Raw genomic sequence first — 21,949 nt, forward strand, 5'->3', positions numbered from 1 at the left:
GACCATATTATCAATCACTCATAAATTTTATACGCATGAAAATTGGATTTATCGGCCTTGGGAAAATGGGTCATAACATGGTACAACGCTTGTTGAACGAAGGCCACGAAGTAGTGGTCTGGAATATGGACCCTGCTCCGGTTATAAGCCTTGAAAAACTTGGAGCTATTGCATCTTTGTCCGTCGCTGAACTGGTTGAAAAACTCCCGGAAAGAAAAATTGTCTGGTTAATGGTTCCTGCCGGAAAGCCGGTAGACGACAATCTCAACCAGCTCCTCGAATTGTTGAACCCCGGGGATATTATCATTGACGGTGGCAATTCGAACTGGAAAGAAACTCAGGCGCGTTCTGCCAGGGCCGGGGAAAAAGAGATCTTTTTTCTCGATTGTGGAACCAGCGGGGGTGTTTGGGGACTTCAAAACGGGTATTGCCTGATGTATGGAGGCGACAAAGCGGCAGCGGATTACGCTGAGCCGGTCTTTAAAACACTCGCTCCGGCCAGCGGATATGTCTATTGCGGTGATTCCGGGTCCGGACATTTTGTAAAAATGATCCATAATGGCATTGAGTACGGCATGATGCAGTCCTATGCGGAAGGCTTTGAAATACTTGAAAAATCGCCATTCGGAATTAACCTGCCCAAAGTTGCCGATGCCTGGCAATACGGAAGTGTAGTACGTTCATGGCTGCTGGAACTGGCGGTGAATGCCCTGAAGGAGGATCCGAAGCTCGAAAAACTGGAAGATTATGTTCCCGACAGCGGAGAGGGACGCTGGACCATTCAGGCAGCCATTGACCTGGATGTACCTGCCCCCGTAATCACCAATGCGCTGTTTGCGCGTTTTCAGTCCCGGCAGAAGGAATCATTTGCAATGAAGATGCTGGCAGCATTAAGGAATCAGTTTGGAGGTCATGCTGTGAAATCAAAAAACTAAGAAGCGATGGATAAGGACAGTTTTATTTACGTGATATTTGGAGCTTCGGGCGATCTTGCCAAAAGAAAGCTCGTTCCTGCCATCTACTCGCTGTATGTGCAGAATCTGCTGTCTGAGAATTTTACACTTCTGGGTGTTTCCCGAACCGGTTTTTCCGATGCTGAATACAGGTTGAACATGATCGCAGCCCTGAAACAATACAATGAAACCGATAACAGGGAAAAGATTCAGGAGTTCGCGGAAAAGTTATTCTATTCGGCTTTGCAGTATGATGACATACAATCTTACGAAATGCTCAGAGACAGGCTGACAGCGCTGCAAAAGCTGAATGCTGTTTCTGGGAATGTCATTTTTTACCTGTCTACACCCCCTGAGTTGTATGCAGTAATACCACAAAAGCTTGCCGGGGCAGGTTTGAATAAGCAGGAAAACGGCTGGAAAAGGGTGATTATCGAAAAACCATTTGGATATGACCTCGACTCAGCCCTGCAACTTAAGGATTTATTACTAAAAGACTGGGAGGAAGAACAGCTCTACAGAATAGACCATTATCTGGGCAAGGAAACCGTGCAAAATTTGCTGGTGACCAGGTTTTCAAATGGAATATTTGAACCCCTCTGGAACAGCAGATATATTCATCACATAGAAGTGACCTCCTCAGAAAGCCTTGGCGTGGAACAGCGGGGAGGATATTATGATCAATCCGGTGCCTTACGCGATATGGTGCAAAATCATTTGCTTCAGGTTGTTGCCTTAACGGCCATGGAACCGCCTGCCACCCTGCAACCCCAGTCCATCCGCAATGAAATATTAAAGGTATTTCAATCATTACGGTCCATTGGAAAAGAGGAGGTTAAAGAGCTTGCCCTGCGTGGACAGTATGTGGCTTCAAGCATCAATGGACTGGGCGTGACGGGTTACCGCGATGAGGATGGGGTGAAGCAGGATTCGGTCACAGAAACCTATGCCGCCCTGAAGTTCTATATCGATAACTGGAGGTGGGGAGGAGTGCCCTTTTATATCCGTACCGGAAAGCGTTTGCCTACCCGGGTTACCGAAGTGGTCATCCATTTTAAGCCAACACCCCATTCCCTTTTCTCCGGTCAGGCCGATTGCAGCTCGTGTAACCAATTGGTAATAAGGATTCAGCCCGACGAAGGCATCCTGTTGAAATTTGGCATGAAAATTCCCGGGGCTGGCTTTGAGGTTCAGAATGTGAATATGGATTTTCATTATTCCGATCTTTCCAGCCAGCGGATACCCTCGGCTTATGAAAGGCTCATCTTCGATTCAATCAGGGGAGATTCAACCTTATTTGCGCGTACGGAAGAGGTCATAGAAGCCTGGAAATTTGTTATGCCCGTGCTTGAAGCCTGGAAAGACAATCCGGAGATACCTCTGTATGGGTATCCTGCCGGATCATGGGGACCGGAAAATGCCGACGAACTCATTGATGATCCCGGAATGACCTGGCGCTATCCCTGTAAAAACCTGGACGGTGACGGTACATACTGCGAATTGTAAATTAGACAGAAGACAAATGAAAGATAAGAGAAACTATCCTGCACAATCAGGCATTAATACGATACGAACACTTTCCATGGATGCGGTACAGGCAGCCAATTCAGGTCACCCCGGGACCCCCATGGCCCTGGCCCCTGTTGCTTATGTCCTGTATGACAGGTTTATGAATTTTAATCCATCCCATCCTCAATGGATCAACCGGGACAGGTTTATATTGTCTGCCGGTCATGCTTCGATGTTGCTTTACAGCACATTACATATTAACGGGTATGATGTAAGCCTTGATGATATGAAAGCATTCCGCCAATTGCACAGCAAATGTCCCGGACATCCTGAATACGGTCATACTCCCGGGGTAGAAACAACTACAGGTCCTTTAGGTCAGGGTGTTGCCACAAGCGTAGGCTTTACCATTGCAGAAAAGTGGCTGGCGGCCAGGTATAATCAGCCCGGTTATACGCTGATAGACTATAAGATATTTGCCCTGGCGGGTGATGGTTGTATGATGGAAGGAATTTCGGGTGAGGCAGCTTCGCTGGCAGGCCACCTCGGCCTGGACAACCTGGTTTGGATTTACGATAACAATAAAATAACCATTGAGGGAAATACAAACCTGGCTTTCAGCGAAGACGTCGCCACCAGGTTTATTGCCTATGGCTGGAACGTGATCAGGGTGGGTGATGCGAATGACCTGGAGATGCTCTCCAGGGCTCTTCAAATGGCCGAAAATGAGAAGCAGCGGCCGTCATTGATCATTGTGGACAGCCATATTGCCTACGGAGCCCCCACCAAGCAGGATACACACGGGGCACACGGATCTCCGCTGGGTGAGGAAGAGATCAGGGCGACCAAACAATTTTACGGATGGGACCCCGACAAGAAATTTTATGTGCCGGAAGAGGTTCGGGAATACAGACGCAATACACAGTTACGGGGACAAGCACAGAACAGGGAGTGGAATGAGCTCTTTGAAAAATACACCGGGGAATTTCCGGATCTGGCTTCGGAAATAAAAACCATTGAAAGTGGCCGGATGCCCGAAGGATGGGATTGCTGTATACCGGTTTTCGAACCGGGGGAGAAGATGTCCGGACGGGCAGCCAGCAGCACTGTACTGAATGCCATTGCAGCAAAAATACCCTTTATGATAGGCGGCTCAGCGGATCTGACTCCCTCCACGCTTACCGGTCTGAAGGATTTCTCCGGTTTTCAGAAAGATAACTTCAGCGGAAGAAACCTGCACTACGGGATCAGGGAACATGCCATGGGAGCCATCGCCAACGGGATCGCTTTAAGCGGACTGAAAACATTCGCCAGTACCTTCCTGGTTTTTTCCGACTATGCCCGTTCATCCATTCGCCTTTCCGCACTTATGAACCTGCCGGTTGTTTTTATTTTTACTCACGACAGTATCGGTGTGGGCGAGGATGGCCCGACCCATCAGCCCGTTGAGCATATAGCCTCACTCAGGGCTATTCCGAATCTTGAAGTAATCAGGCCTGCCGATGCAAACGAAGTATCCGTGATGTGGAAATACATCATGGAACTCAAAAATGCCCCGGTTGCATTGATATTAAGCCGTCAGGATCTTCCTGTGATAGACAGAAACAAGTATGCTCCGGCCTCCGGCGCTCTCAGGGGAGGATATGTACTGGCAGATACCGGCGGAACTCCTGAAATTATTCTTATTGCCACCGGATCTGAGCTGAATCAGGCTCTTGAAGCATTCGAGGAACTTAAGAAGGACGGGATTAAGGCCAGGGTAGTCAGCATGCCAAACTGGAATCTTTATGAGCGCCAGGATGCTGTTTACCAGGAGTCGGTACTTCCATCCCATGTAACTGCAAGGATTTCAATCGAAGCGGGATCCACTTTTGGGTGGAACCGATTTACCGGACTCCCGGGAGTTGGTGAAGCGATGGGAATGAAGACTTTTGGGGCTTCAGGGAAATTAAACAGTTTGCTGGAAGAGTTTGAACTGACCTCCGGCGACATCGTAAAAAAATCTAAATCCATCCTGCAATGAAAATGAAAATAGGGATCGCCTCTGATCATGGCGGATATGAAATTAAACTAGGTCTGAAGCAACGCCTGGAAGAACAAAATTACGAAGTTGTGGATTTTGGAAATTTTCGATTTGAGGCTAATGATGATTACCCCGACTTTGTTATTCCACTGGCAAAGGCCGTTGCCGGAAAAAAAGTTATCAGGGGGATTGCCGTCTGTGGGAGTGGTGTGGGAGCTTCCATTGCTGCCAATAAGGTAGCCGGCGTCCGGGCAGCCCTGGTGCATGATCATTTTTCTGCCCATCAGGGAGTGGAAGATGACGACATGAATGTGCTGTGCATGGGCGGGAGAATCATCGGGATTGAAAAGGCTGGTGAACTGGCAATGGCTTTTTTAAATGCACGTTTCTCCAATGCAGAGAGGCACCGGAGAAGGCTGGAAAAAATATTGATTCAGCCGGTGGAAACCGATCACAATCGCAGAAGAACAGCAGAATAATTCTATAAGAACAATTAAATCTACAGATAATGAATACAAAGACAAAAGCCCTGAATGAGCAGGGAATCAGCTTATGGCTGGATAATATTACCAGGAAGATCCTGGATGACGGAACCCTCGAAAAATATATCAATGAGCTTTCGGTTACCGGTTTAACCTCGAATCCTACCATTTTTGACAATGCTATTGCCAGATCGGATGATTATGATCCGTCAATCAGGGAATCCGGTGGGGACCTGGACAGCGAAGCGCTTTTTTTTACCCTGGCCATTGAGGATATCCAGCGGGCGGCCGACCTGTTTTTCCCGGTGTATGAAAGAACAAACGGAGTGGACGGTTTCGTCTCCATTGAAGTTTCACCGCTGCTGGCCTATGATACAGAAAGCACTATCAAGGCAGCAAAATCTATATTCCGGCAGGTAAACAGACCAAATGTCTTTATAAAAATTCCTGGTACACCTGAGGGATTGCCGGCTATTGAAAGGGTGATTGCTGAAGGGATCCCGGTCAATATTACTTTGCTTTTTTCTGCGGATCAATATGAAGCCGCGGCCAATGCCTGGTTGAAGGGGGTTGAGCTTCGTGCCGATAAGGGTCTGAATCCGGATGTAAGGTCAGTGGCCTCGGTTTTTGTAAGTCGCTGGGATAAAGCAGTGTCGGGTAAGGTGCCGGACAGTCTGGAAAACAAGCTGGGACTTGCAGTATCACAAAAAACCTATGAATCGTATCAGCATTTTCTTCAGTCGGAACGCGTTCAAAGGCTGCTGAACCTGGGTGTATCGCCTCAGCGCTTGCTTTGGGCCAGCACCGGCACAAAGGATCCGGCCGTGAGTGATGTACTTTATATTGAAAACCTTGTTGCTCCGTTTACGGTAAATACCATGCCGGAAAATACCCTGCTTGCCTTTGCCGATCACGGTAAAAAGAGCGCAGCGCTTCCCCGTAACTGTGCTCTTACGGATAAGCTTTTAAAGCAATTTGAAGCAGAGAGGATTGATGTTATTTCCCTGGCCGAAACTTTACAGAAAGAGGGGGCAAAATCATTTATTGAAAGCTGGAATCACCTGATAAGCAGCATTGAACAGAAGAGAGAACTCATATAATACCAAACCAATGAAAAACAGATTGACGGAAACAGACCACTGGAGGCAACTTGCCTCGCACCTGGAAGAGATAAAACACACTTCTGTTAAAGAGTTATTTGCGGAAGACAGTGACCGGGGGAAGAACTTCAGAATTGAAGCCGAAGGGATCTATTTCGATTATTCAAAACACAGGATCAGCCAAAAAACCCTCTCCCTGCTCATGGGCCTGGCCAGGGAACGCGGACTGGAAGAGCGAATCAGCGCCATGTTCTCCGGGTTAAAAATCAATGAAACGGAACAAAGGGCTGTTTTACACACGGCCCTGCGTTCTCCTGCAGATGCTGATATCAGGGTTGACAGTATCAATGTTGTACCGGAAGTACACCAGGTGCTTGATAAAATGAAGGTCTTTGCAGATAAGATCCGGGATGAAACCTGGAAGGGCTATACCGGTAAGCCCGTAAAAAACATTGTCAATATTGGTATAGGAGGATCAGATCTTGGTCCCGTGATGGCTTACGAAGCTTTAAAATTCTATTCCAATCACTCACTTACCTTCCGGTTTATCTCCAATGTTGACGGAAACGATTTTGCAGAAGCAGTTCAGGGTTTATCGCCGGAGGAAACGCTGTTTATTGTTTCTTCCAAAACATTTACCACCCTCGAGACCATGACCAATGCACGGACAGCGAGGGAATGGATTTTAACTTCGATCGGGGATGAGAAGGCGACAGCCAATCATTTTGTGGCAGTCTCCACCAACGAACAAGCAGTAGCTCAATTTGGAATCGATACAGCGAATATGTTCGGGTTCTGGGACTGGGTGGGAGGACGTTATTCCATGGATGCATCGATCGGTCTTTCAACCATGATTGCCATTGGTCCGGACAACTTCCGGGCCATGCTGAAAGGTTTTCACCAGATGGATGAGCATTTCCGGAATATACCCCTGGAAAAGAACATACCGGTGATTATGGGATTACTGACCGTCTGGTATGCCAATTTCTTTGGGGCCCAGACGCAGGCAGTATTCCCCTACGAGAATAATCTGAAGCGATTTCCTGCCTATTTGCAGCAGCTTGCCATGGAGAGCAACGGAAAATATGTGACCCTTGAAGGTGAAAAGGTCAACTATCAGACCAGTCCGGTTTTCTGGGGAGAACCCGGCACCAATGGCCAGCACTCCTTTTACCAGCTTATTCACCAGGGAACGCATCTGGTTCCTGTTGATTTTATCGGATTCAGAGAAGCTTTACAGGAGATTCCTCCTCACCAGGACTACCTGGTTGCCAATATGATTGCGCAGGGTGAAGCCCTTGCCTTTGGGAAAACGGAGAATGAGGTGCGAAGCGAAGGGGTGAAAGAAACGCTCATTCCGCACAAAGTATTTGAAGGGAACCGGCCTTCTTCCACCTTTTTCCTGGAGAAGCTTACACCAGGAGCATTAGGAAAACTGATCGCCATGTATGAGCACAGTGTCTTTGTGCAGGGTGTGATTTGGGGGATCAATTCTTTCGACCAGATGGGAGTGGAGCTGGGCAAAGTGCTGGCACAAAATATTATACCTGAATTGCTGGACAAGGAGGTATCCCTGCAGCACGACAGCTCCACCAATTTGTTGATTGAGTATTATCGTAAATAATGACTATGATGATCAAAGCAGTAATATTCGATCTGGACGGGACCCTGATTCAGACAGAAGTGCTCAAAGCAAGATCCTATGCAAGGGCCATCCATCAATTAACCGGAGGATCGGTTCAGGAAGAAAAAGTGCTGAATGGCTTCAGCAGCTATGTGGGTCTTTCGAGGACAGAGGTGGTGGGAGGTTTGTTCTTTGAGTTTCTTACTGAACTGGCAATGGTTTATCCCGATAAGAATCCGGCCTTTATTCAGCAAAGCATTCTTTCCTGGCGGCTCGAAATTTATCAGGAGATGATTAACGATGCTGAGTTGTTGTCGGGATTTTTCTGTCCGTTTAATATCGGGTTGCTTCATGAATTGCATGCGGACCAGTATTTAACCGCCCTGGCAACCATGTCGCATCTGACGGAGGCGGAAAGGATGCTTAAGGCTATGAGAATTAAAGATAAACTGTCTCTGGTCCTTACAAGAGATTCTGTCTCCAGGGGAAAGCCTGATCCTGAAATTTATTTGAAAATCAGTGAAATGCTGGATGTATCTCCGGAAGATTGTCTGGTGATCGAAGACTCGGTGAATGGTATTAATGCCGGGCTCCATGCCGGAATGAAGGTATTTGCCGTTACCAACGACATCACACGGGCTTCGGTCCACAAGTCGGGAATTCTTGAGGCTCAATTTATTATCGATGAGCTTTCAGAACTGAAACCACGCATTTACAATTTCCTTACACCTTGAAAAAGCAATCATGGAAGAGATCGCCAAAACAAACAATCACTTACCAAGAGTCGTCATTATAGGGGCCGGTTTTGCCGGATTAAACCTTGTTAAAACACTGGCGAAGAAGCCGGTTCAGATCATCCTTCTCGATCAGAACAACCACCACCAGTTCCAGCCGCTGCTCTACCAGGTGGCGATCGGGGGACTGGAGCCCGATTCGGTAGTATCGCCGGTCCGCAAGTTGTTTAAATCATGTATTAACATGATATTTAGAATGGTAAAGGTAGAGACGGTAGATCAGGAAAATAAGCGCGTGATCACCAACCTGGGTTTTGTACGCTACGACTACCTGGTCATCGCCACAGGGAGCAGCACCAATTTTTATGGCTTGAAAAACATTGAAAACAACAGCATAGGACTGAAAAGCATCAATGATGCCATCAATCTCCGGAGCTGGATCCTGCAGAACCTGGAGAAATCGATAGACGGGATCAGCGAGGAGGAAAAGCAAAAGCTCATTAAATTCGTGGTGGTAGGCGGGGGACCGGCAGGCGTGGAGATGGCAGGGGCACTGGCTGAGTTTAAAAAATACCTTCTTTCCAACGATTATCCCGAGATCAACAGCGATTACATGAAAATCTACCTGGTTCAATCGGGTGAACGGGTACTTCCAGGCATGTCGGAGCGGGCCTCTTTACATGCCCTTAAAACCCTTCGGAGATTGGGTGTCGAAGTGTTATTACATGCACGGGTGAATGATTTCGACGGACAAAATTTGCTGTACAGCAGCCCCGATGGAAGGGAGCAGATCTTATCAGGTGTGATCATCTGGACCGCCGGGGTGAAAGGGAATATGGTGGAAGGGTTCACACCCGGTTCATTTGTGGCAGGGAACCGGATCGCAGTGGATGAATACAATCAGGTAACAGGATGCCATGATATCTTTGCCATCGGGGATATTGCATTCATGCAGACCCCTGCCTTCCCGGGCGGGCTCCCCATGGTAGCACAGGTGGCCATCCAGCAGGGCAGGAACCTGGGGAGAAATATCCTGTCGCTGGTTAAAAGGGGGGAGGTAATAAGCAGGTTCAGATACAGAGATAAGGGCTCGATGGCCATTATCGGGAAGAAAGATGCGGTAGCTGATATAAAAAATATCTTTCTGAATGGAAAATTCGGATGGTTGATCTGGTCGGTGATCCACCTGATATCGCTCACCGGGTTCAAAAACAAGGTGGCGGTGGCGGTCAACTGGGCGGTAAAGTACTTTACTTATGAAAAGGCCAACCAGCTGATTATAAGGAAATATGTTCCGGGTAAGGGACAGAGTTTAATATAAGGAATTGTATGGCTTATCAGAATATTGAAAACTATGGTATGATTGGTAATATGCGGACCTCTGCCCTGGTGGGAACGGATGGCTCCATCGACTGGATGTGTTTTCCGCATTTCGATTCACCCAGCATATTCGGACGGATCCTGGACGAGAACAGGGGAGGGCATTTTAAAATTGCCCCGGTCGATACGGACCTCACGCATAAACAATTTTACTGGCCGGACACAAATGTGCTGGTCACCCGTTTTATGGGTCATCATGGTGTCTGTGAGGTGGTCGATTATATGCCGGTGGGTAAAACAAGGATCGGAGATCAGCAAAACCGGCTGGTCCGGCTGGTGAGGATGATCCGGGGTAAAATGCAAATACGCATGGAATGCAGTCCGGCCTTCAATTATGCCCTTAGTTCGCATAAAGTTGCCGTCCATGCACATGGGGCTGCTTTTATTAGCACTGAATTGGCTATGGGCCTGGCCACTTCTGTTCCACTTGCAGCAGAAGGGACAGGAATCACCGCAGATATTGAATTATCCTGTGGGGAAAACGTCCATTTCGTTCTGTATGAACTGGAGGCTGAAAAGGGCTGTGAAAAATGCTTTTCTGATCATGAGGCCCTGGAAGGTCTGGTGGATACGATCGAATACTGGAACCGCTGGGTTGAAAAGTGCACGTACAAAGGCCGCTGGAGGGAAACAGTGATTCGTTCTGCTTTAACCTTAAAACTGCTGACCTTTGAGCCCACCGGAGCCATTATAGCGGCTCCCACCTGCAGTTTGCCCGAGCACCTTGGCGGAGAGAGGAACTGGGATTACCGGTATACCTGGATCAGGGATGCGGCCTTTACTGTATATGGACTGATGAGGATCGGCTTCACCGAGGAAGCAGAACAATTTATGCACTGGATTGATGAAAGGTGCCATGAATTGCGTCCCGACGGGTCCATGCAGATCATGTATGGTATTGACGGGAGGCATGTCCTGGAAGAAAAGCAGCTGGATCACCTGGAAGGGTATGCAAAATCATCCCCGGTTCGTATCGGGAACGGGGCGTATAAGCAATTACAGCTGGACATTTATGGAGAACTGCTTGATTCAGTCTACCTGTATAATAAATACGGGAGCCCCATTTCCTATGATCTCTGGACACAGTTACGCCGCCTGATCAACTGGGTGGCCGCTAACTGGCAGAAAAAGGATGAGGGAATCTGGGAAGTCAGAGGTGGCAGGCAGCATTTTGTCTATTCCAAACTGATGTGCTGGGTGGCGCTGGACCGGGGTATCCGTTTGGCAGAAAAGCGTTCATTTCCATCGGAGAAACAGCGTTGGCTGGAGGAAAGGGATAAGATCTACGAGGAGATCATGGTGAGGGGCTGGAACCCGGAACTGCAGTCTTTTGTGCAACATTATGAGAGCAACACGCTGGATGCGGCCAACCTGATGATGCCGCTTACTTTTTTTGTTTCCCCCACGGATAAGCGCATCCTGAAAACCTTGGAGGCCACCCTGAAGAGTCCGGAAGAGGGAGGTCTTGTATCCGACAGCCTGGTATACCGCTATAATGTGCAAGAGACGGCCGACGGACTGCGCGGGGAGGAGGGTACCTTTAATATATGTACCTTCTGGATGGTTGAGGCGCTGACCCGGGCGGGGCATAATGACAGAAAAAAGCTGGAGCAGGCACGGCTAATGTTCGAACAGATGCTCACCTATGGCAATCACCTCGGGCTATACGCGGAAGAAACCGGCCCGAGGGGCGAGGCCCTCGGGAATTTCCCCCAGGCATTCACCCACCTCTCCCTGATCAGTGCGGCATTTAATCTCGACCGGGCGTTGAATTAGACACGATAAGATTTGTTGGAGCTGAGTTGATTAAGCAGGTAGCCATACCCCCTGACAGGCTTAACGATTTACAAGTTCCTGTTCCAGCTGCTGCGCTTTTACAAAGAGGATGTTGTTTTCCAGATGAATGTGACGGTGCAGATCCTTTTCAAATTCGTCTAATTCCTGATAGCTTATTCGGTAGGTGTTGCAACCATCGGGAGGAGTTGTATAAGAAGAGCTCAGGGAAGAGATTTTCCTGAACCGGTCTCCTTCAATCTGATGCTCCTCTTCCATCTGGCTGATGGGCTGAAGGATCCCTCCGGAGCTTATCCGGGTCCCGGCTTCTCCCTTTTTCTGTTTTATCATCTGGCGAATAAAAGGGAACAGCACCATTTCTTCCTTCTGCATGTGTGCGCTCAGGTTTCCGGCCGCTCCGTCGAACAACTGTTTCAGTTCAAAGAGTTCCGGGTGGTGATCTCCGTGCACCTCGCAAAGCTTTTTCAGTTTCTGCTGAATGAACGGTGTATGCTCCCGGATGTAGCTATGATGTCTCTTCTCAATGCAATCGCATAACTCGTCCAGCTCTAAGTCATTGATATATTTGCTGTCCGGATCGTTAGCAGCCACCATTTCCTCCAAGGAAGGCAGCAGGGTATGCAGGTCCACGTTCGATCTGGAACAAGCCTCTTCCAGACTGATGTTACCGCCGCAACAAAAATCAATGCTGTTCTCTTCAAATATCCTGGCTGTTCTGAAATTTGTTTTAACGATATCACCGATTTTACTATGTGCATTTATTTCCATCATCTGATTTTTTGTGTTCGACAAAGATAGACAAAAAATATATAAAGATAAAGAGGTCTTAATATAATTATATTTATCTTTGCCCGGAACCTTAAACCGTATATACTATGAATACTAAGAAGCTTTGGATGGGTTTCATCCTGGTCATGGTTGTTTCCTTCGGGATTTTGGGCTGGTTTGGCCGGGAAATATACCGAGAAGCGCCACCCATTCCGGAAAAAATTGTGGGTCCGGGCGGAACGGTCCTCTTCACTGCCACTGACATCAAAGACGGACAAAACGTGTGGCAATCCATGGGAGGTCAGGAAGTGGGTACGATCTGGGGGCACGGAGCCTATAAAGCTCCCGACTGGACAGCCGACTGGTTGCACCGGGAGGCTATATATATTTTGAACAAATGGTCGGAGACGGAGTTTACCATTCCCTACGAAAGTCTTGAAAGCGAAAAGCAGGCGATGCTCCAGAAGCGACTGCAAAATGAATTAAGGAACAATACCTACGACGCAGCTTCGAACACCATCACTATTTCGGAAGTGCGTGTGGAGGCTGTTCAATCCAACAGCGCCCACTATTCAGGCCTGTTTATGGACGATGCTTCAAAAGCCGGATTGCGGGAGGCTTACAGTATTCCGGCAAATACCATCAAAGACGCTGGAAGGATGGCAAAGATGAATGCCTTTTTCTTTTGGGCCACCTGGTCCACAGTGACCGAACGGCCGGGGAAGGAGATCACTTATACCAATAACTGGCCGCCCGAGAAACTGGTGGGCAATGAACCTGCCGGTTCGTTAATGCTCTGGACCGGATTCAGCGTGATTATCCTTCTTCTCGGGATCGGACTGCTTGCCTGGTATTATGCCGCACATAAAAATGAGGATGAAAATTTTGAAATACCCCTTGTAAATCCCTTGTCGGGCACTACGCTGACTCCTTCCATGAAGGCGACGCTCAAGTATTTCTGGGTAGTAACGGCTCTGATACTGGTTCAGATTTTCATGGGGGTAATTACCGCACATTACGGAGTGGAAGGATTAGGCTTTTATGGCCTGCCGCTGGCAGACGTGCTTCCATACTCTATTTCCAGGACCTGGCATATACAACTCGCCATTTTCTGGATTGCCACCTCCTGGCTTGCTACTGGACTTTTCATTGCCCCGGCAGTTTCCGGAAAGGAACCGAAATACCAGAAACTGGGGGTTAATTTTTTGTTTATCGCCTTATTGGTCATCGTGGTAGGTTCACTGGCCGGACAATGGATGGCGGTGATGCAGAAGCTTGGGTTGGTTCAGAATTTCTGGTTCGGGCACCAGGGTTATGAGTACGTGGACCTGGGCCGGTTCTGGCAGATCTTCCTTCTGGTCGGACTGGTACTTTGGCTATTCCTGATGGGCAGGGCCTTATGGCCGGCGCTCCGGGAACGAAATGAAAACAGGCATCTGCTAACCATGTTTCTGATCGCATCTATTGCGATAGCTGCATTCTATGCGGCGGGACTGATGTGGGGAAGGCAGACCCATCTGGCGGTGGCCGAGTACTGGCGCTGGTGGGTGGTCCACCTGTGGGTGGAAGGTTTTTTTGAGGTCTTTGCCACCGTGGCTATCGCCTTCCTGTTTTTAAGGATGCAGCTGATCAAAGCGACCATCGCGACGGCCAGTGTACTTTTTTCCACCATAATTTTTCTCTCAGGTGGTATTATTGGCACCTTCCATCACCTGTACTTCACCGGGACCCCCACCGCAGTGCTGGCACTGGGAGCCACATTCAGTGCCCTGGAAGTGGCCCCGCTGGTATTCATGGGTTTTGAAGCGTACCACAATCTGAGATTAAGCAGGTCGAATGAGTGGGTGGCTGCCTATAAATGGCCCATTTACTTTTTCGTATCCGTGGCTTTCTGGAATTTCCTGGGAGCCGGAATTTTCGGGTTCCTGATTAACCCCCCCATCGCTCTCTATTACATGCAGGGATTAAATACCACGCCCGTACACGGACATACTGCCCTCTTTGGTGTGTACGGCATGCTTGGGATCGGACTTATGTTATTTGTTCTCCGGGATATGGATCTGAATGTGGTGTGGAAGGAGCGACCCATCCGGATAGCTTTCTGGTCCATTAACACAGGCTTGCTGCTTATGGTGGTTCTGAGCGTGCTGCCCGTCGGACTGGCTCAGACTGTAGCCAGTGTGAAGCATGGATTATGGTATGCCCGGTCGGCCGAATTCCTGGAGACTCCGGCACTGGAAACCATTCGCTGGCTGAGGGTAATCGGGGATTCCATATTTGCGATTGGAGCTTTGTTCCTGGGTTGGTTTGTCTTCGGACTTAAAGGAGGCTGGTCCTTAAAAAAATAACAATCCGGGAGGGGGAGTGGGACAGGCGCTCAGGCCTTTATCTCCCTCTTTTTCCCGTTCCAGATGACCAGCTGGTAAGGCCGCCACAGATAAGCGGGCGGATAGACCTTAAAATGTATGAACCCTGTTATTGATAAGACCACTTAAATAAATAATTCACTTGAATAATTGAATTATTAGTATATCTTTGCCCGGACAAATTGTAAACCATGAATTATGAAAGGCCGGGAATTTAAAGACGCCATGTACGACGGGCTTGCCAAACTGATGAAAGCCCTGGCAAACCCTGCCCGCCTGGAAATCATTGAGATGCTTTCGCAGGGAGAAAAAAGTGTGGAAGAAGTGGTGGAGGCTACCAACCTTACGGTGGCCAATGCCTCTCAGCACCTGCAGGTATTAAAAAGCAACAACATTGTGAAATCAAGAAGGGAGGGGCATTATGTCTATTATTCGCTGGTTACGGATGACTTCCTGGCTCTTTACCAGCATATTACAAAATTTGCAGTAAGTGAAATCGCTGTGCTGGAAAAAACGATGAACCGGCAACGCGAAGACAATCATGCTGCAAATGCGGTAAGTCTGGAGGAGCTGGAGTCGATGATTAAGGACAGGAATGTATTGTTAATGGATGTACGGCCTCCTTCAGAGTATGAGTTGGGTCATATTTCCGGGGCAGTATCGGTACCGATGAAAGAGCTGCTCTGCTGCTTAAAGGATTTTTCAAAAGAGCAGGAAATTATTGCCTACTGCCGGGGTCCGTTCTGTGTCCTGGCCGATGAAGCAGTAAAGGTTCTTTCCGAAAACGGGTTCAAAGTCAGAAGGCTCGATGAGGGCTACCCTGAATGGAAAATCAGGCACCTGGAATCAATCTGAAATCGTAGGCAAACCCATTTATCTTGATTACAATGCGACCACCCCCGTTGCACTGGCAGTGGAAGTCATTTCAACCGCTGTAAATCAACTCATCAATTCCAAATAAACAATTAAAATACATACCATGAAGAAAACAACTCTTTCTCTTGCCATCTTTTTACTGCTTCTGTCCAGCAGCATCTCAGCACAGTTTATGCCGAAACCGGAGGAGTATTCTCCCACATCCATCGGAATGGTGATTTATTCCAACGATGTGGAAACCGTCTGGAATGCTTTACGGCTGGCCAATCATTCATTAAAACAGGGCGACACCGTACAGGTATTTCTTCTGGGGAAAGGTGTGGAAGTGGACTTACTGGTCAATGAGAATGATGATTTGAAGAACCAGGTGGATGCTTTCCTGGAAACGGGGGGTGAAATACAGGGTTGCGGAACCTGTCTGCAGAGCCGGAAAAATGATGATCCGCAGGTTTGTACCTTTTCATCCTTAGCAGATTTGTATGCGGTGGTTCGCAAAAACAAAATTGTATTAACCTTTTAAACAAAAAATTTTCAGCATGCAGAAAATTCTGATTTTGATTAACGATGCGCCCTACGGAACTGAAAAGGCGTATAACGGTTTACGCCTGGCCAACCAGTTGAACAAGGCCCATGAAGATGTAGAAGTGCGTATTTTTTTAATGGCCGATGCAGCGGGTTGTGCGGTAGCCGGGCAAAATACTCCCAATGGTTATTATAACATCGAAAGAATGCTGAAATATTCCATCAACAAGGGAGCCAAAGTTAAAATATGCGGAACCTGTGCAGATGCCCGCGGCCTGAAAAACGTTCAGCTTATTGAAGGAGCCGAAATCAGTACATTGGCCGAATTTACGGAGTGGGTGGTTGACAGTGAAAAAGTGATTTCATTTTAGTTAGGAAGACCTGATAGAGCCGACTCTTTTCCATGTAACAATGTTCACGATCAATAACCCGGTTTTCTGCACTGCACACCAGCGGTTATTATAAAAAGCATGGTCCATGGGAATCTCCGAAAAGGGAAAGAATCGACTTAAATCGCAGTATAACAGCGGGAAAAACTGGCTGAAGTGGGGTCCATACCTGAGCGAGAGGCAATGGGGCACCGTGAGGGAAGACTACAGTCCTGACGGGAGTGTCTGGGATTATTTTCCCCATGATCATGCCCGGAGCCGGACCTACAGGTGGGGAGAAGACGGGATCGCCGGGATCAGTGATGAATTCTGCAACCTTTGTTTTGCCCCTGCCTTCTGGAACGGTAAGGATCCGATTATCAAGGAAAGGTTGTTCGGACTGGCAGGAAATGAAGGGAACCACGGGGAGGATATGAAGGAACTTTATTATTATCTCGACAGCACCCCCACCCATTCCTACATGAAACACCTCTACAAATATCCGCAGAATGAATTTCCTTACAGTGAACTGCTTGCCATCAACCAAAACCGCTCAAGGGCTGAAGAGGAATACGAACTGCTGGATACCGGGATTTTCGACGGGGGCAGGTATTTCGACATTTTCACTGAATACGCCAAAGCGGATGAAGAGGACATTCTGATCCGAATCACGGCGTATAACCGCGGCAATGCGCCGGCAAGGCTTGTTTTAATCCCAACCCTCTGGTTTAGAAATCATTGGAGCACTGGTCAGATGGAGGAAAAACCAGCCATTCGGCTGCAAAAACCAAATGCGGGATACGCTCAGGTGAGCTTAGAGCATCCGCGCCTGGGTGACTATTACCTCAGTTTCGAAACAGCTGACCATCAGCTTTTCACTGGAAACGAGACCAATAATGAGCGCATATTTGGAGTTCCGAATGCTTCACCGTATGTTAAAGATGCCATCAATGATGCCCTTATCTCCGGTCGGTTCGGACTGTTTAAGGACAGAACGGAGGGTACAAAGTTCGCCCCCGTTTATATACGAAAGATTGGGGGTGGAGAGAATGTGGAAATCAGGCTGCGCCTATCCAGAAGGGAGCCAGGAAGAAACCCTTTAATGAAAGGTTTTGACAGGATTTTTCAGGATCGGATTGCTGAAGCGGATGCTTATTACAATGAAATATGCGTGGCTGATCAGGAGCTGAAAAACATTCAACGGCAGGCGTTTGCCGGCATGCTGTGGAGCAAGCAGTATTACCACATCGATATTCCGCGGTGGATCGATGGAGATCCTGGTCAGCCCGCTCCGGCCGTCAGCCGGAAAAACATACGTAACAGCGACTGGTTTACCTTGAATAATGAGGACATCATCTCCATGCCGGATAAGTGGGAATATCCCTGGTAGGTTTAACCTCCTTTTTTGCTACCCTGGTCCTGGACAGGGAGCGGCTAAAAAAGGTTCCTGATTTTGTAAAGCGACTGGTTTGGTTCCGGAATTACCGTCAGAAGAATCAGTTTTATTTGGTCATTGAAGAGATGCAGGAAGGAGAGGATATATTACTTTCACTAACCCCCAGGCATCGTCTGGAGAAGCTGCTGACTGCCTTGCTGGATGAAAATGAGTTTTTGTCAAAGAACGGAATAAGGAGCCTCTCCAAAATTCATAAAAAACCGTACCATATTAAAATCGACGATAAGCTTTATAGCCTTCAGTATGAACCCGGCGAAAGCACCGATAGTCTTTTTGGCGGCAACTCCAACTGGAGGGGTCCGGTGTGGATGCCTATGAATTATTTGTTGATTCATTCCCTGAATACCCTCCATCAGTATTATGGCAATTCAATCTTATCGGCCTGTCCGGCCGGATGCGACCGGCTGGTAAACCTGGACCAGGTGGCGCGGGACATTTCGCTGGGACTTGTTTCACTTTTCACAAAAGACAGCGAGGGCAAGCGACCGCTGCATAATAATCATCCGTTATACCAGCGTGATCCGCATTTTAAGGACCTGGTTCTGTTCTATGAATATTTCCACGGAGATAGCGGCAAAGGCATCGGAGCATCTCATCAGACCGGTTGGACCGGAATCATAGTGGAATTAATTGATCGGATAATTTCTCCCGGGTAATTGTAAGGAGTGTTCCTTTTTCCGACTGTTCCTCTAAACATTAAGAACAGAAAGAAATGAAAAAGAAAAAGGTTTTAAGGATCATTGCAGTATTGGGAGTTACAGGTCTCATTATTGCCGGTGGCATCGGACTCTATATGTTCAACATGCCGCAGCGTGACGTACAGTCGGCCGGGACCGATTATTCAGTTACCAGCACACAAATCGTTAATGAGTATCTCAATGACCAGGAGGCGGCCAACCAGAAATACCTGGCTTCTGACGGGGACTCTAAAATTCTGGAGGTAACCGGGGTTGTGAGCAGTATCACGGAAGATTTCAACGGACAAAGAGTGGTTCTACTAAAGGAAACCGGGGATCCGGCTGGTGTCAGTGCCACATTCACCTCTGAAACAGGAGGCAGCCTCGAAGGGATTGGGGCCGGTCAGACCATCACTGTTAAAGGGGTCATCAGGTCCGGGGCTTCCTATGATGAAGACCTGGGGTTCTATCTGAATGTGGTTTTGGAAAAAAGTGCGGTCATTCAGTAATCAGATAAAAATCAGTTCAATTGTCAGGTTTTAATACTTAGCCGACTCTTGAGGTAAATAAACTTATCAATCAAACTTTTAAGTAAAAACAAAGCACAATGAAAAAGTCAATTTTATTATCATTTGCTGCGGCTCTTTTTATTTCGGCGGCAGGATTCGGACAAAGCGGATCGAAGTTGGTCAGCACAAAAACACAGATCAAATTCTTCTCCAGCACACCCGCAGAAGACATTGAAGCCCAGAATACAGCTTCGGTCAGTACCATTGAGAAAAGCACAGGTGAAGTAGTCTTTTCAGTCCCCATGCAGGGTTTTGAATTTGAAAAGTCGCTGATGCAGAAACACTTTAACAATGATAATTTCCTGGATACAAAGTCTTTCCCGGATGCAAAGCTGAAGGCCGTGATCACTAATCTGGCGAGCATCAATTTCGGAGCTGATGGAAGCTATCCGGCGACTGTTAAAGGAGAGCTGATCATCAAAGGGAAAACTAACCCCATTAGCGAAAGCGGCACCATTACTGTAAAAGGAAATCAGGTCGGGATTGAAAGTACATTTGATATCACCCTGGCGGATTATGGTGTCACTTTTGTGGAGGGAAAACCCTCTACAAATATTGCCAAAACAGTTAAAGTTACTGTGCAGGCTGAATACCAGTAAAAACATGATAGAGTTTCTGCTGAGCCCGGAGGTATCTCCGGGTGCACCGGATCAGCAGATATTTACTGAAATGCAAAGCAAACTCACATATCCGTTCTTTTTCATGCTGCCTCTCTTTCTGATGATGGGCTTAGCGCTGCATGCGGGCGAGCCTGACAGCAAATATGCCGAAACCTTGTTGTTCACTATTGAAAGAAGCAGGGATCCGGATGAGATCTGGTACACCGTTAATACAGATCAACACGGTTCAGTGAACCCGGAAATGCCTGTCAAGGTATTCTGGCTGAAGAAAAGTGCCGGCAACAGGATCGAAGCCCTGACCGGGATCCAAAAAAGATTTTCCTATGGCATTCAGTCCATGGAACTTGCCTCTTCTCTGGGTAATGCCTGGAGATTCAGGCTGGAAGCTTATAAGAACAGGGTCTTTACATTAAAAAAAGGGTCAGGAGGGCACTATAGAGTTTACACCCTTTCGGAAGGCAGAGAAGTTGAAGTCAAAAAATTGTATGTGAAGTTCGACGGGGGAAGTTTCCTGGCTCCTTCTATTGGATATGTTCAGCTAACAGGGATTGATCCGGTTACAGGGAAAGAAATAAAAGAATATTATAACAAGTAAAAGAAAGACCTGAATGGAACCGCTCAGCATTCTATTATATGCTTTTATCATTACCATTGTAGGGGCCCTGCCTTTCGGATTGGTAAATCTCTCGGTGCTTGATACCTCGTACCGAACAGGGCCTGCCTCGGCGATGAAGGTATCCCATGGGGCTGCAATGATTGAAGTGGCATTCGGACTGACGGCCTTGACGGCCGGAGGACTGATCGCGCATTTCATCAGGAACAGCCCCTTGCTATATTACCTGGTACTAGCCGTGCCGGCAGTTATCGGCATCGTATTCCTATTCAGGCGAAAGCATAAACAAGCAGCAGGAAGCACGAAGAAAGGTGGTTTTCTGAAGGGCGTGTTACTGAATCTGGTCAGTATCCAGGTTTTACTGTACTGGCTTATCGCGATGACCTACCTGCATGCCTTGCTGGATTTTGAATACCATGTTTTTACCCTGGTTCTTTTTGCCCTGGGGATCTGGCTTGGCAAGATGGGAGTGCTATGGCTCTATGCCGTTTTCAGCAGGAAAATTTTCGAAAGAATGGGTTTCCTTTCCAGAAACATCAACCGTATCATTGGAGTGGTGCTGCTCTTTACAGTTGTTTTACAGCTTATAAAATAATACATAAAGAGTCATACCATTAGTTATCAATATAATACAAATGAGAATTATAATCATTACATTCATGCTGTTTATCACTATGGTACAAATCAAATCTCAGGAAACCAGAGGTGCAGAGGAAGCAAAGGGATTAAAGGTTGGAATGCAGGCGCCGGATTTTCGGGCGATGGATGCTGCCGGAAAAGAATTTCAGCTTTCATCGCTGTTGAAAGGCAATCCGGTGGTCATGATCTTCTACCGCGGACACTGGTGTCCGGTCTGCAACAAACATCTGGGGATGATACAGGACAGTCTGCAACTGATCACAGACAAAGGCGCCACGGTGGTTGCTGTCTCCCCGCAGAAGCCTGAATTTCTCAATAAGATGGCCGGGAAGACCGGTGCAACCTTCAGCTTATTGTATGACAAAGGGTATACGATTTCCGATGCATATGATGTTACCTTTACACCAGAGAAAAAAGAACGGATTGTTTACAATACTGTCCTTAACGCAAAGCTGAAAAAGTCTCAGTCGGATAATTCACAGCGCTTGCCCATTCCTGCTACTTATATCATCGGGCGGGATGGTGTAATCGTCTGGAGGCAGTTTGATCCGGATTAGTAGTGATGCGTTAACTTTTTAAATAATTCTGTAACTAACAGTATAATACTATAATATAAGCGTTCTTTGATTTTTTGATTTGATTTGATCTGTAGTTTTGCGCTTTCAAGTGCAATTCTATGAATTCAGGTAAATATGCTTTCTCTCAACTGCTCCAATTCATTAATAGATACGAGTTTGAGAAGTGCGTCACCAGGTATGATGGTGATCATCGAACAAGGGGACTTAACTGCTGGAACCAGTTTCTCCATTTATTCTTCGGTCAATTAACTTCCCGTAATTCGTTGCGAGATATTTGTACCTGCCTGAAGGCCCATCA

22 protein-coding genes are annotated in these 21,949 nt (G+C 47.5%); 21 read left to right on the plus strand and 1 reads right to left on the minus strand.

Annotation, left to right across the window (positions count from 1 at the left end; genetic code table 11):
* The first annotated feature begins 35 nt into the window (after nucleotides 1-35).
* From gnd to P1P86_13735, 9 genes are read left to right on the plus strand one after another with little or no spacing between them, the layout of a single operon-like run.
* The gene (gene gnd, locus P1P86_13695; protein ID MDF1576236.1) at nucleotides 36-935 is read left to right on the plus strand and encodes a decarboxylating 6-phosphogluconate dehydrogenase; all 900 of its coding nucleotides are present in this window, start codon (nucleotides 36-38) and stop codon (nucleotides 933-935) included.
* Between the two features lie 6 nt (nucleotides 936-941).
* Nucleotides 942-2,459 carry a glucose-6-phosphate dehydrogenase gene (zwf, locus tag P1P86_13700; GenBank protein MDF1576237.1) on the plus strand — a complete coding sequence of 506 codons (1,518 nt, stop codon included), beginning with the start codon at nucleotides 942-944 and terminating at the stop codon, nucleotides 2,457-2,459.
* 16 nt (nucleotides 2,460-2,475) lie between these two features.
* On the plus strand, nucleotides 2,476-4,485 hold the full coding sequence (gene tkt, locus P1P86_13705; protein MDF1576238.1) for a transketolase: 2,010 nt from the start codon (nucleotides 2,476-2,478) through the stop codon (nucleotides 4,483-4,485).
* Nucleotides 4,482-4,964 carry an RpiB/LacA/LacB family sugar-phosphate isomerase gene (locus tag P1P86_13710; GenBank protein ID MDF1576239.1) on the plus strand — a complete coding sequence of 161 codons (483 nt, stop codon included), beginning with the start codon at nucleotides 4,482-4,484 and terminating at the stop codon, nucleotides 4,962-4,964. The genes tkt and P1P86_13710 overlap by 4 nt, the downstream gene beginning before the upstream one ends.
* Before the next feature lie 29 nt (nucleotides 4,965-4,993).
* Entirely contained in the window at nucleotides 4,994-6,067 is a 1,074-nt protein-coding gene (tal, locus tag P1P86_13715; protein MDF1576240.1) for a transaldolase, read from the plus strand.
* A gap of 10 nt (nucleotides 6,068-6,077) precedes the next feature.
* Complete coding sequence (gene pgi / locus P1P86_13720; protein ID MDF1576241.1) at nucleotides 6,078-7,691, plus strand: glucose-6-phosphate isomerase; 1,614 nt, start codon at nucleotides 6,078-6,080, stop codon at nucleotides 7,689-7,691.
* 8 nt (nucleotides 7,692-7,699) lie between these two features.
* Nucleotides 7,700-8,425, plus strand: a complete 726-nt coding sequence (locus tag P1P86_13725) for an HAD family phosphatase (protein ID MDF1576242.1) — start codon at nucleotides 7,700-7,702, stop codon at nucleotides 8,423-8,425.
* Nucleotides 8,426-8,435: 10 nt separating this feature from the next.
* On the plus strand, nucleotides 8,436-9,746 hold the full coding sequence (locus tag P1P86_13730; protein MDF1576243.1) for an NAD(P)/FAD-dependent oxidoreductase: 1,311 nt from the start codon (nucleotides 8,436-8,438) through the stop codon (nucleotides 9,744-9,746).
* An 8-nt stretch (nucleotides 9,747-9,754) separates the two neighbouring features.
* Nucleotides 9,755-11,581: a glycoside hydrolase family 15 protein gene (locus P1P86_13735; protein ID MDF1576244.1), complete on the plus strand. Its 1,827-nt coding sequence runs from the start codon at nucleotides 9,755-9,757 to the stop codon at nucleotides 11,579-11,581.
* A 60-nt stretch (nucleotides 11,582-11,641) separates the two neighbouring features.
* On the opposite strand, the gene ric is transcribed toward P1P86_13735, so the two are convergent.
* Nucleotides 11,642-12,367 (minus strand): iron-sulfur cluster repair di-iron protein, encoded by a 726-nt coding sequence (gene ric, locus P1P86_13740; GenBank protein MDF1576245.1) that lies wholly within the window; start codon nucleotides 12,365-12,367, stop codon nucleotides 11,642-11,644.
* 107 nt (nucleotides 12,368-12,474) lie between these two features.
* Here ric and P1P86_13745 point away from each other — a divergent pair, with 107 nt between their 5' ends.
* The 12 genes from P1P86_13745 to P1P86_13800 form a co-directional block, all read left to right on the plus strand.
* A complete protein-coding gene (locus P1P86_13745) occupies nucleotides 12,475-14,715 on the plus strand; it encodes a nitric-oxide reductase large subunit (GenBank protein MDF1576246.1) in 2,241 nt (746 codons plus the stop codon).
* A 216-nt stretch (nucleotides 14,716-14,931) separates the two neighbouring features.
* Nucleotides 14,932-15,588, plus strand: a complete 657-nt coding sequence (locus tag P1P86_13750; protein MDF1576247.1) for a metalloregulator ArsR/SmtB family transcription factor — start codon at nucleotides 14,932-14,934, stop codon at nucleotides 15,586-15,588.
* Between the two features lie 124 nt (nucleotides 15,589-15,712).
* Nucleotides 15,713-16,129, plus strand: coding sequence for a DsrE family protein (locus tag P1P86_13755; protein MDF1576248.1), 417 nt, complete (start codon nucleotides 15,713-15,715; stop codon nucleotides 16,127-16,129).
* Nucleotides 16,130-16,145: 16 nt separating this feature from the next.
* The gene (locus tag P1P86_13760; protein MDF1576249.1) at nucleotides 16,146-16,502 is read left to right on the plus strand and encodes a DsrE family protein; all 357 of its coding nucleotides are present in this window, start codon (nucleotides 16,146-16,148) and stop codon (nucleotides 16,500-16,502) included.
* 106 nt (nucleotides 16,503-16,608) lie between these two features.
* Nucleotides 16,609-17,889 (plus strand): hypothetical protein, encoded by a 1,281-nt coding sequence (locus P1P86_13765; protein MDF1576250.1) that lies wholly within the window; start codon nucleotides 16,609-16,611, stop codon nucleotides 17,887-17,889.
* Nucleotides 17,871-18,611: a hypothetical protein gene (locus P1P86_13770; GenBank protein ID MDF1576251.1), complete on the plus strand. Its 741-nt coding sequence runs from the start codon at nucleotides 17,871-17,873 to the stop codon at nucleotides 18,609-18,611. Before P1P86_13765 ends, P1P86_13770 begins: the two co-directional genes overlap by 19 nt.
* A gap of 56 nt (nucleotides 18,612-18,667) precedes the next feature.
* Complete coding sequence (locus P1P86_13775) at nucleotides 18,668-19,141, plus strand: hypothetical protein (protein ID MDF1576252.1); 474 nt, start codon at nucleotides 18,668-18,670, stop codon at nucleotides 19,139-19,141.
* 98 nt (nucleotides 19,142-19,239) lie between these two features.
* Nucleotides 19,240-19,800 carry a YceI family protein gene (locus tag P1P86_13780; GenBank protein MDF1576253.1) on the plus strand — a complete coding sequence of 187 codons (561 nt, stop codon included), beginning with the start codon at nucleotides 19,240-19,242 and terminating at the stop codon, nucleotides 19,798-19,800.
* A 4-nt stretch (nucleotides 19,801-19,804) separates the two neighbouring features.
* On the plus strand, nucleotides 19,805-20,416 hold the full coding sequence (locus tag P1P86_13785) for a DUF4833 domain-containing protein (GenBank protein MDF1576254.1): 612 nt from the start codon (nucleotides 19,805-19,807) through the stop codon (nucleotides 20,414-20,416).
* 13 nt (nucleotides 20,417-20,429) lie between these two features.
* Nucleotides 20,430-21,029, plus strand: a complete 600-nt coding sequence (locus tag P1P86_13790; protein ID MDF1576255.1) for a hypothetical protein — start codon at nucleotides 20,430-20,432, stop codon at nucleotides 21,027-21,029.
* Nucleotides 21,030-21,069: 40 nt separating this feature from the next.
* Entirely contained in the window at nucleotides 21,070-21,630 is a 561-nt protein-coding gene (locus P1P86_13795; GenBank protein MDF1576256.1) for a peroxiredoxin-like family protein, read from the plus strand.
* A gap of 119 nt (nucleotides 21,631-21,749) precedes the next feature.
* Nucleotides 21,750-21,949, plus strand: a 200-nt coding sequence (locus P1P86_13800) for a DUF4372 domain-containing protein (protein MDF1576257.1), incomplete at its 3' end; no start/stop codon positions are given.

This window comes from Bacteroidales bacterium (assembly GCA_029210725.1).
Taxonomy (GTDB): Bacteria; Bacteroidota; Bacteroidia; order Bacteroidales.

Bases quoted from the DNA above. Each gene is read 5' to 3' on its own strand.
- P1P86_13710 (MDF1576239.1), top strand. From the start codon at position 4,482: ATGAAAATGAAAATAGGGATCGCCTCTGATCATGGCGGATATGAAATT.
- gnd (MDF1576236.1), top strand. From the start codon at position 36: ATGAAAATTGGATTTATCGGCCTTGGGAAAATGGGTCATAACATGGTA.
- P1P86_13750 (MDF1576247.1), top strand. From the start codon at position 14,932: ATGAAAGGCCGGGAATTTAAAGACGCCATGTACGACGGGCTTGCCAAA.
- P1P86_13780 (MDF1576253.1), top strand. From the start codon at position 19,240: ATGAAAAAGTCAATTTTATTATCATTTGCTGCGGCTCTTTTTATTTCG.
- ric (MDF1576245.1), bottom strand. From the start codon at position 12,367: ATGGAAATAAATGCACATAGTAAAATCGGTGATATCGTTAAAACAAAT.
- P1P86_13755 (MDF1576248.1), top strand. From the start codon at position 15,713: ATGAAGAAAACAACTCTTTCTCTTGCCATCTTTTTACTGCTTCTGTCC.
- zwf (MDF1576237.1), top strand. From the start codon at position 942: ATGGATAAGGACAGTTTTATTTACGTGATATTTGGAGCTTCGGGCGAT.
- tkt (MDF1576238.1), top strand. From the start codon at position 2,476: ATGAAAGATAAGAGAAACTATCCTGCACAATCAGGCATTAATACGATA.
- P1P86_13785 (MDF1576254.1), top strand. From the start codon at position 19,805: ATGATAGAGTTTCTGCTGAGCCCGGAGGTATCTCCGGGTGCACCGGAT.
- P1P86_13790 (MDF1576255.1), top strand. From the start codon at position 20,430: ATGGAACCGCTCAGCATTCTATTATATGCTTTTATCATTACCATTGTA.
- pgi (MDF1576241.1), top strand. From the start codon at position 6,078: ATGAAAAACAGATTGACGGAAACAGACCACTGGAGGCAACTTGCCTCG.
- P1P86_13775 (MDF1576252.1), top strand. From the start codon at position 18,668: ATGAAAAAGAAAAAGGTTTTAAGGATCATTGCAGTATTGGGAGTTACA.
- tal (MDF1576240.1), top strand. From the start codon at position 4,994: ATGAATACAAAGACAAAAGCCCTGAATGAGCAGGGAATCAGCTTATGG.
- P1P86_13735 (MDF1576244.1), top strand. From the start codon at position 9,755: ATGGCTTATCAGAATATTGAAAACTATGGTATGATTGGTAATATGCGG.
- P1P86_13795 (MDF1576256.1), top strand. From the start codon at position 21,070: ATGAGAATTATAATCATTACATTCATGCTGTTTATCACTATGGTACAA.
- P1P86_13760 (MDF1576249.1), top strand. From the start codon at position 16,146: ATGCAGAAAATTCTGATTTTGATTAACGATGCGCCCTACGGAACTGAA.
- P1P86_13745 (MDF1576246.1), top strand. From the start codon at position 12,475: ATGAATACTAAGAAGCTTTGGATGGGTTTCATCCTGGTCATGGTTGTT.
- P1P86_13725 (MDF1576242.1), top strand. From the start codon at position 7,700: ATGATCAAAGCAGTAATATTCGATCTGGACGGGACCCTGATTCAGACA.
- P1P86_13765 (MDF1576250.1), top strand. From the start codon at position 16,609: ATGGGAATCTCCGAAAAGGGAAAGAATCGACTTAAATCGCAGTATAAC.
- P1P86_13730 (MDF1576243.1), top strand. From the start codon at position 8,436: ATGGAAGAGATCGCCAAAACAAACAATCACTTACCAAGAGTCGTCATT.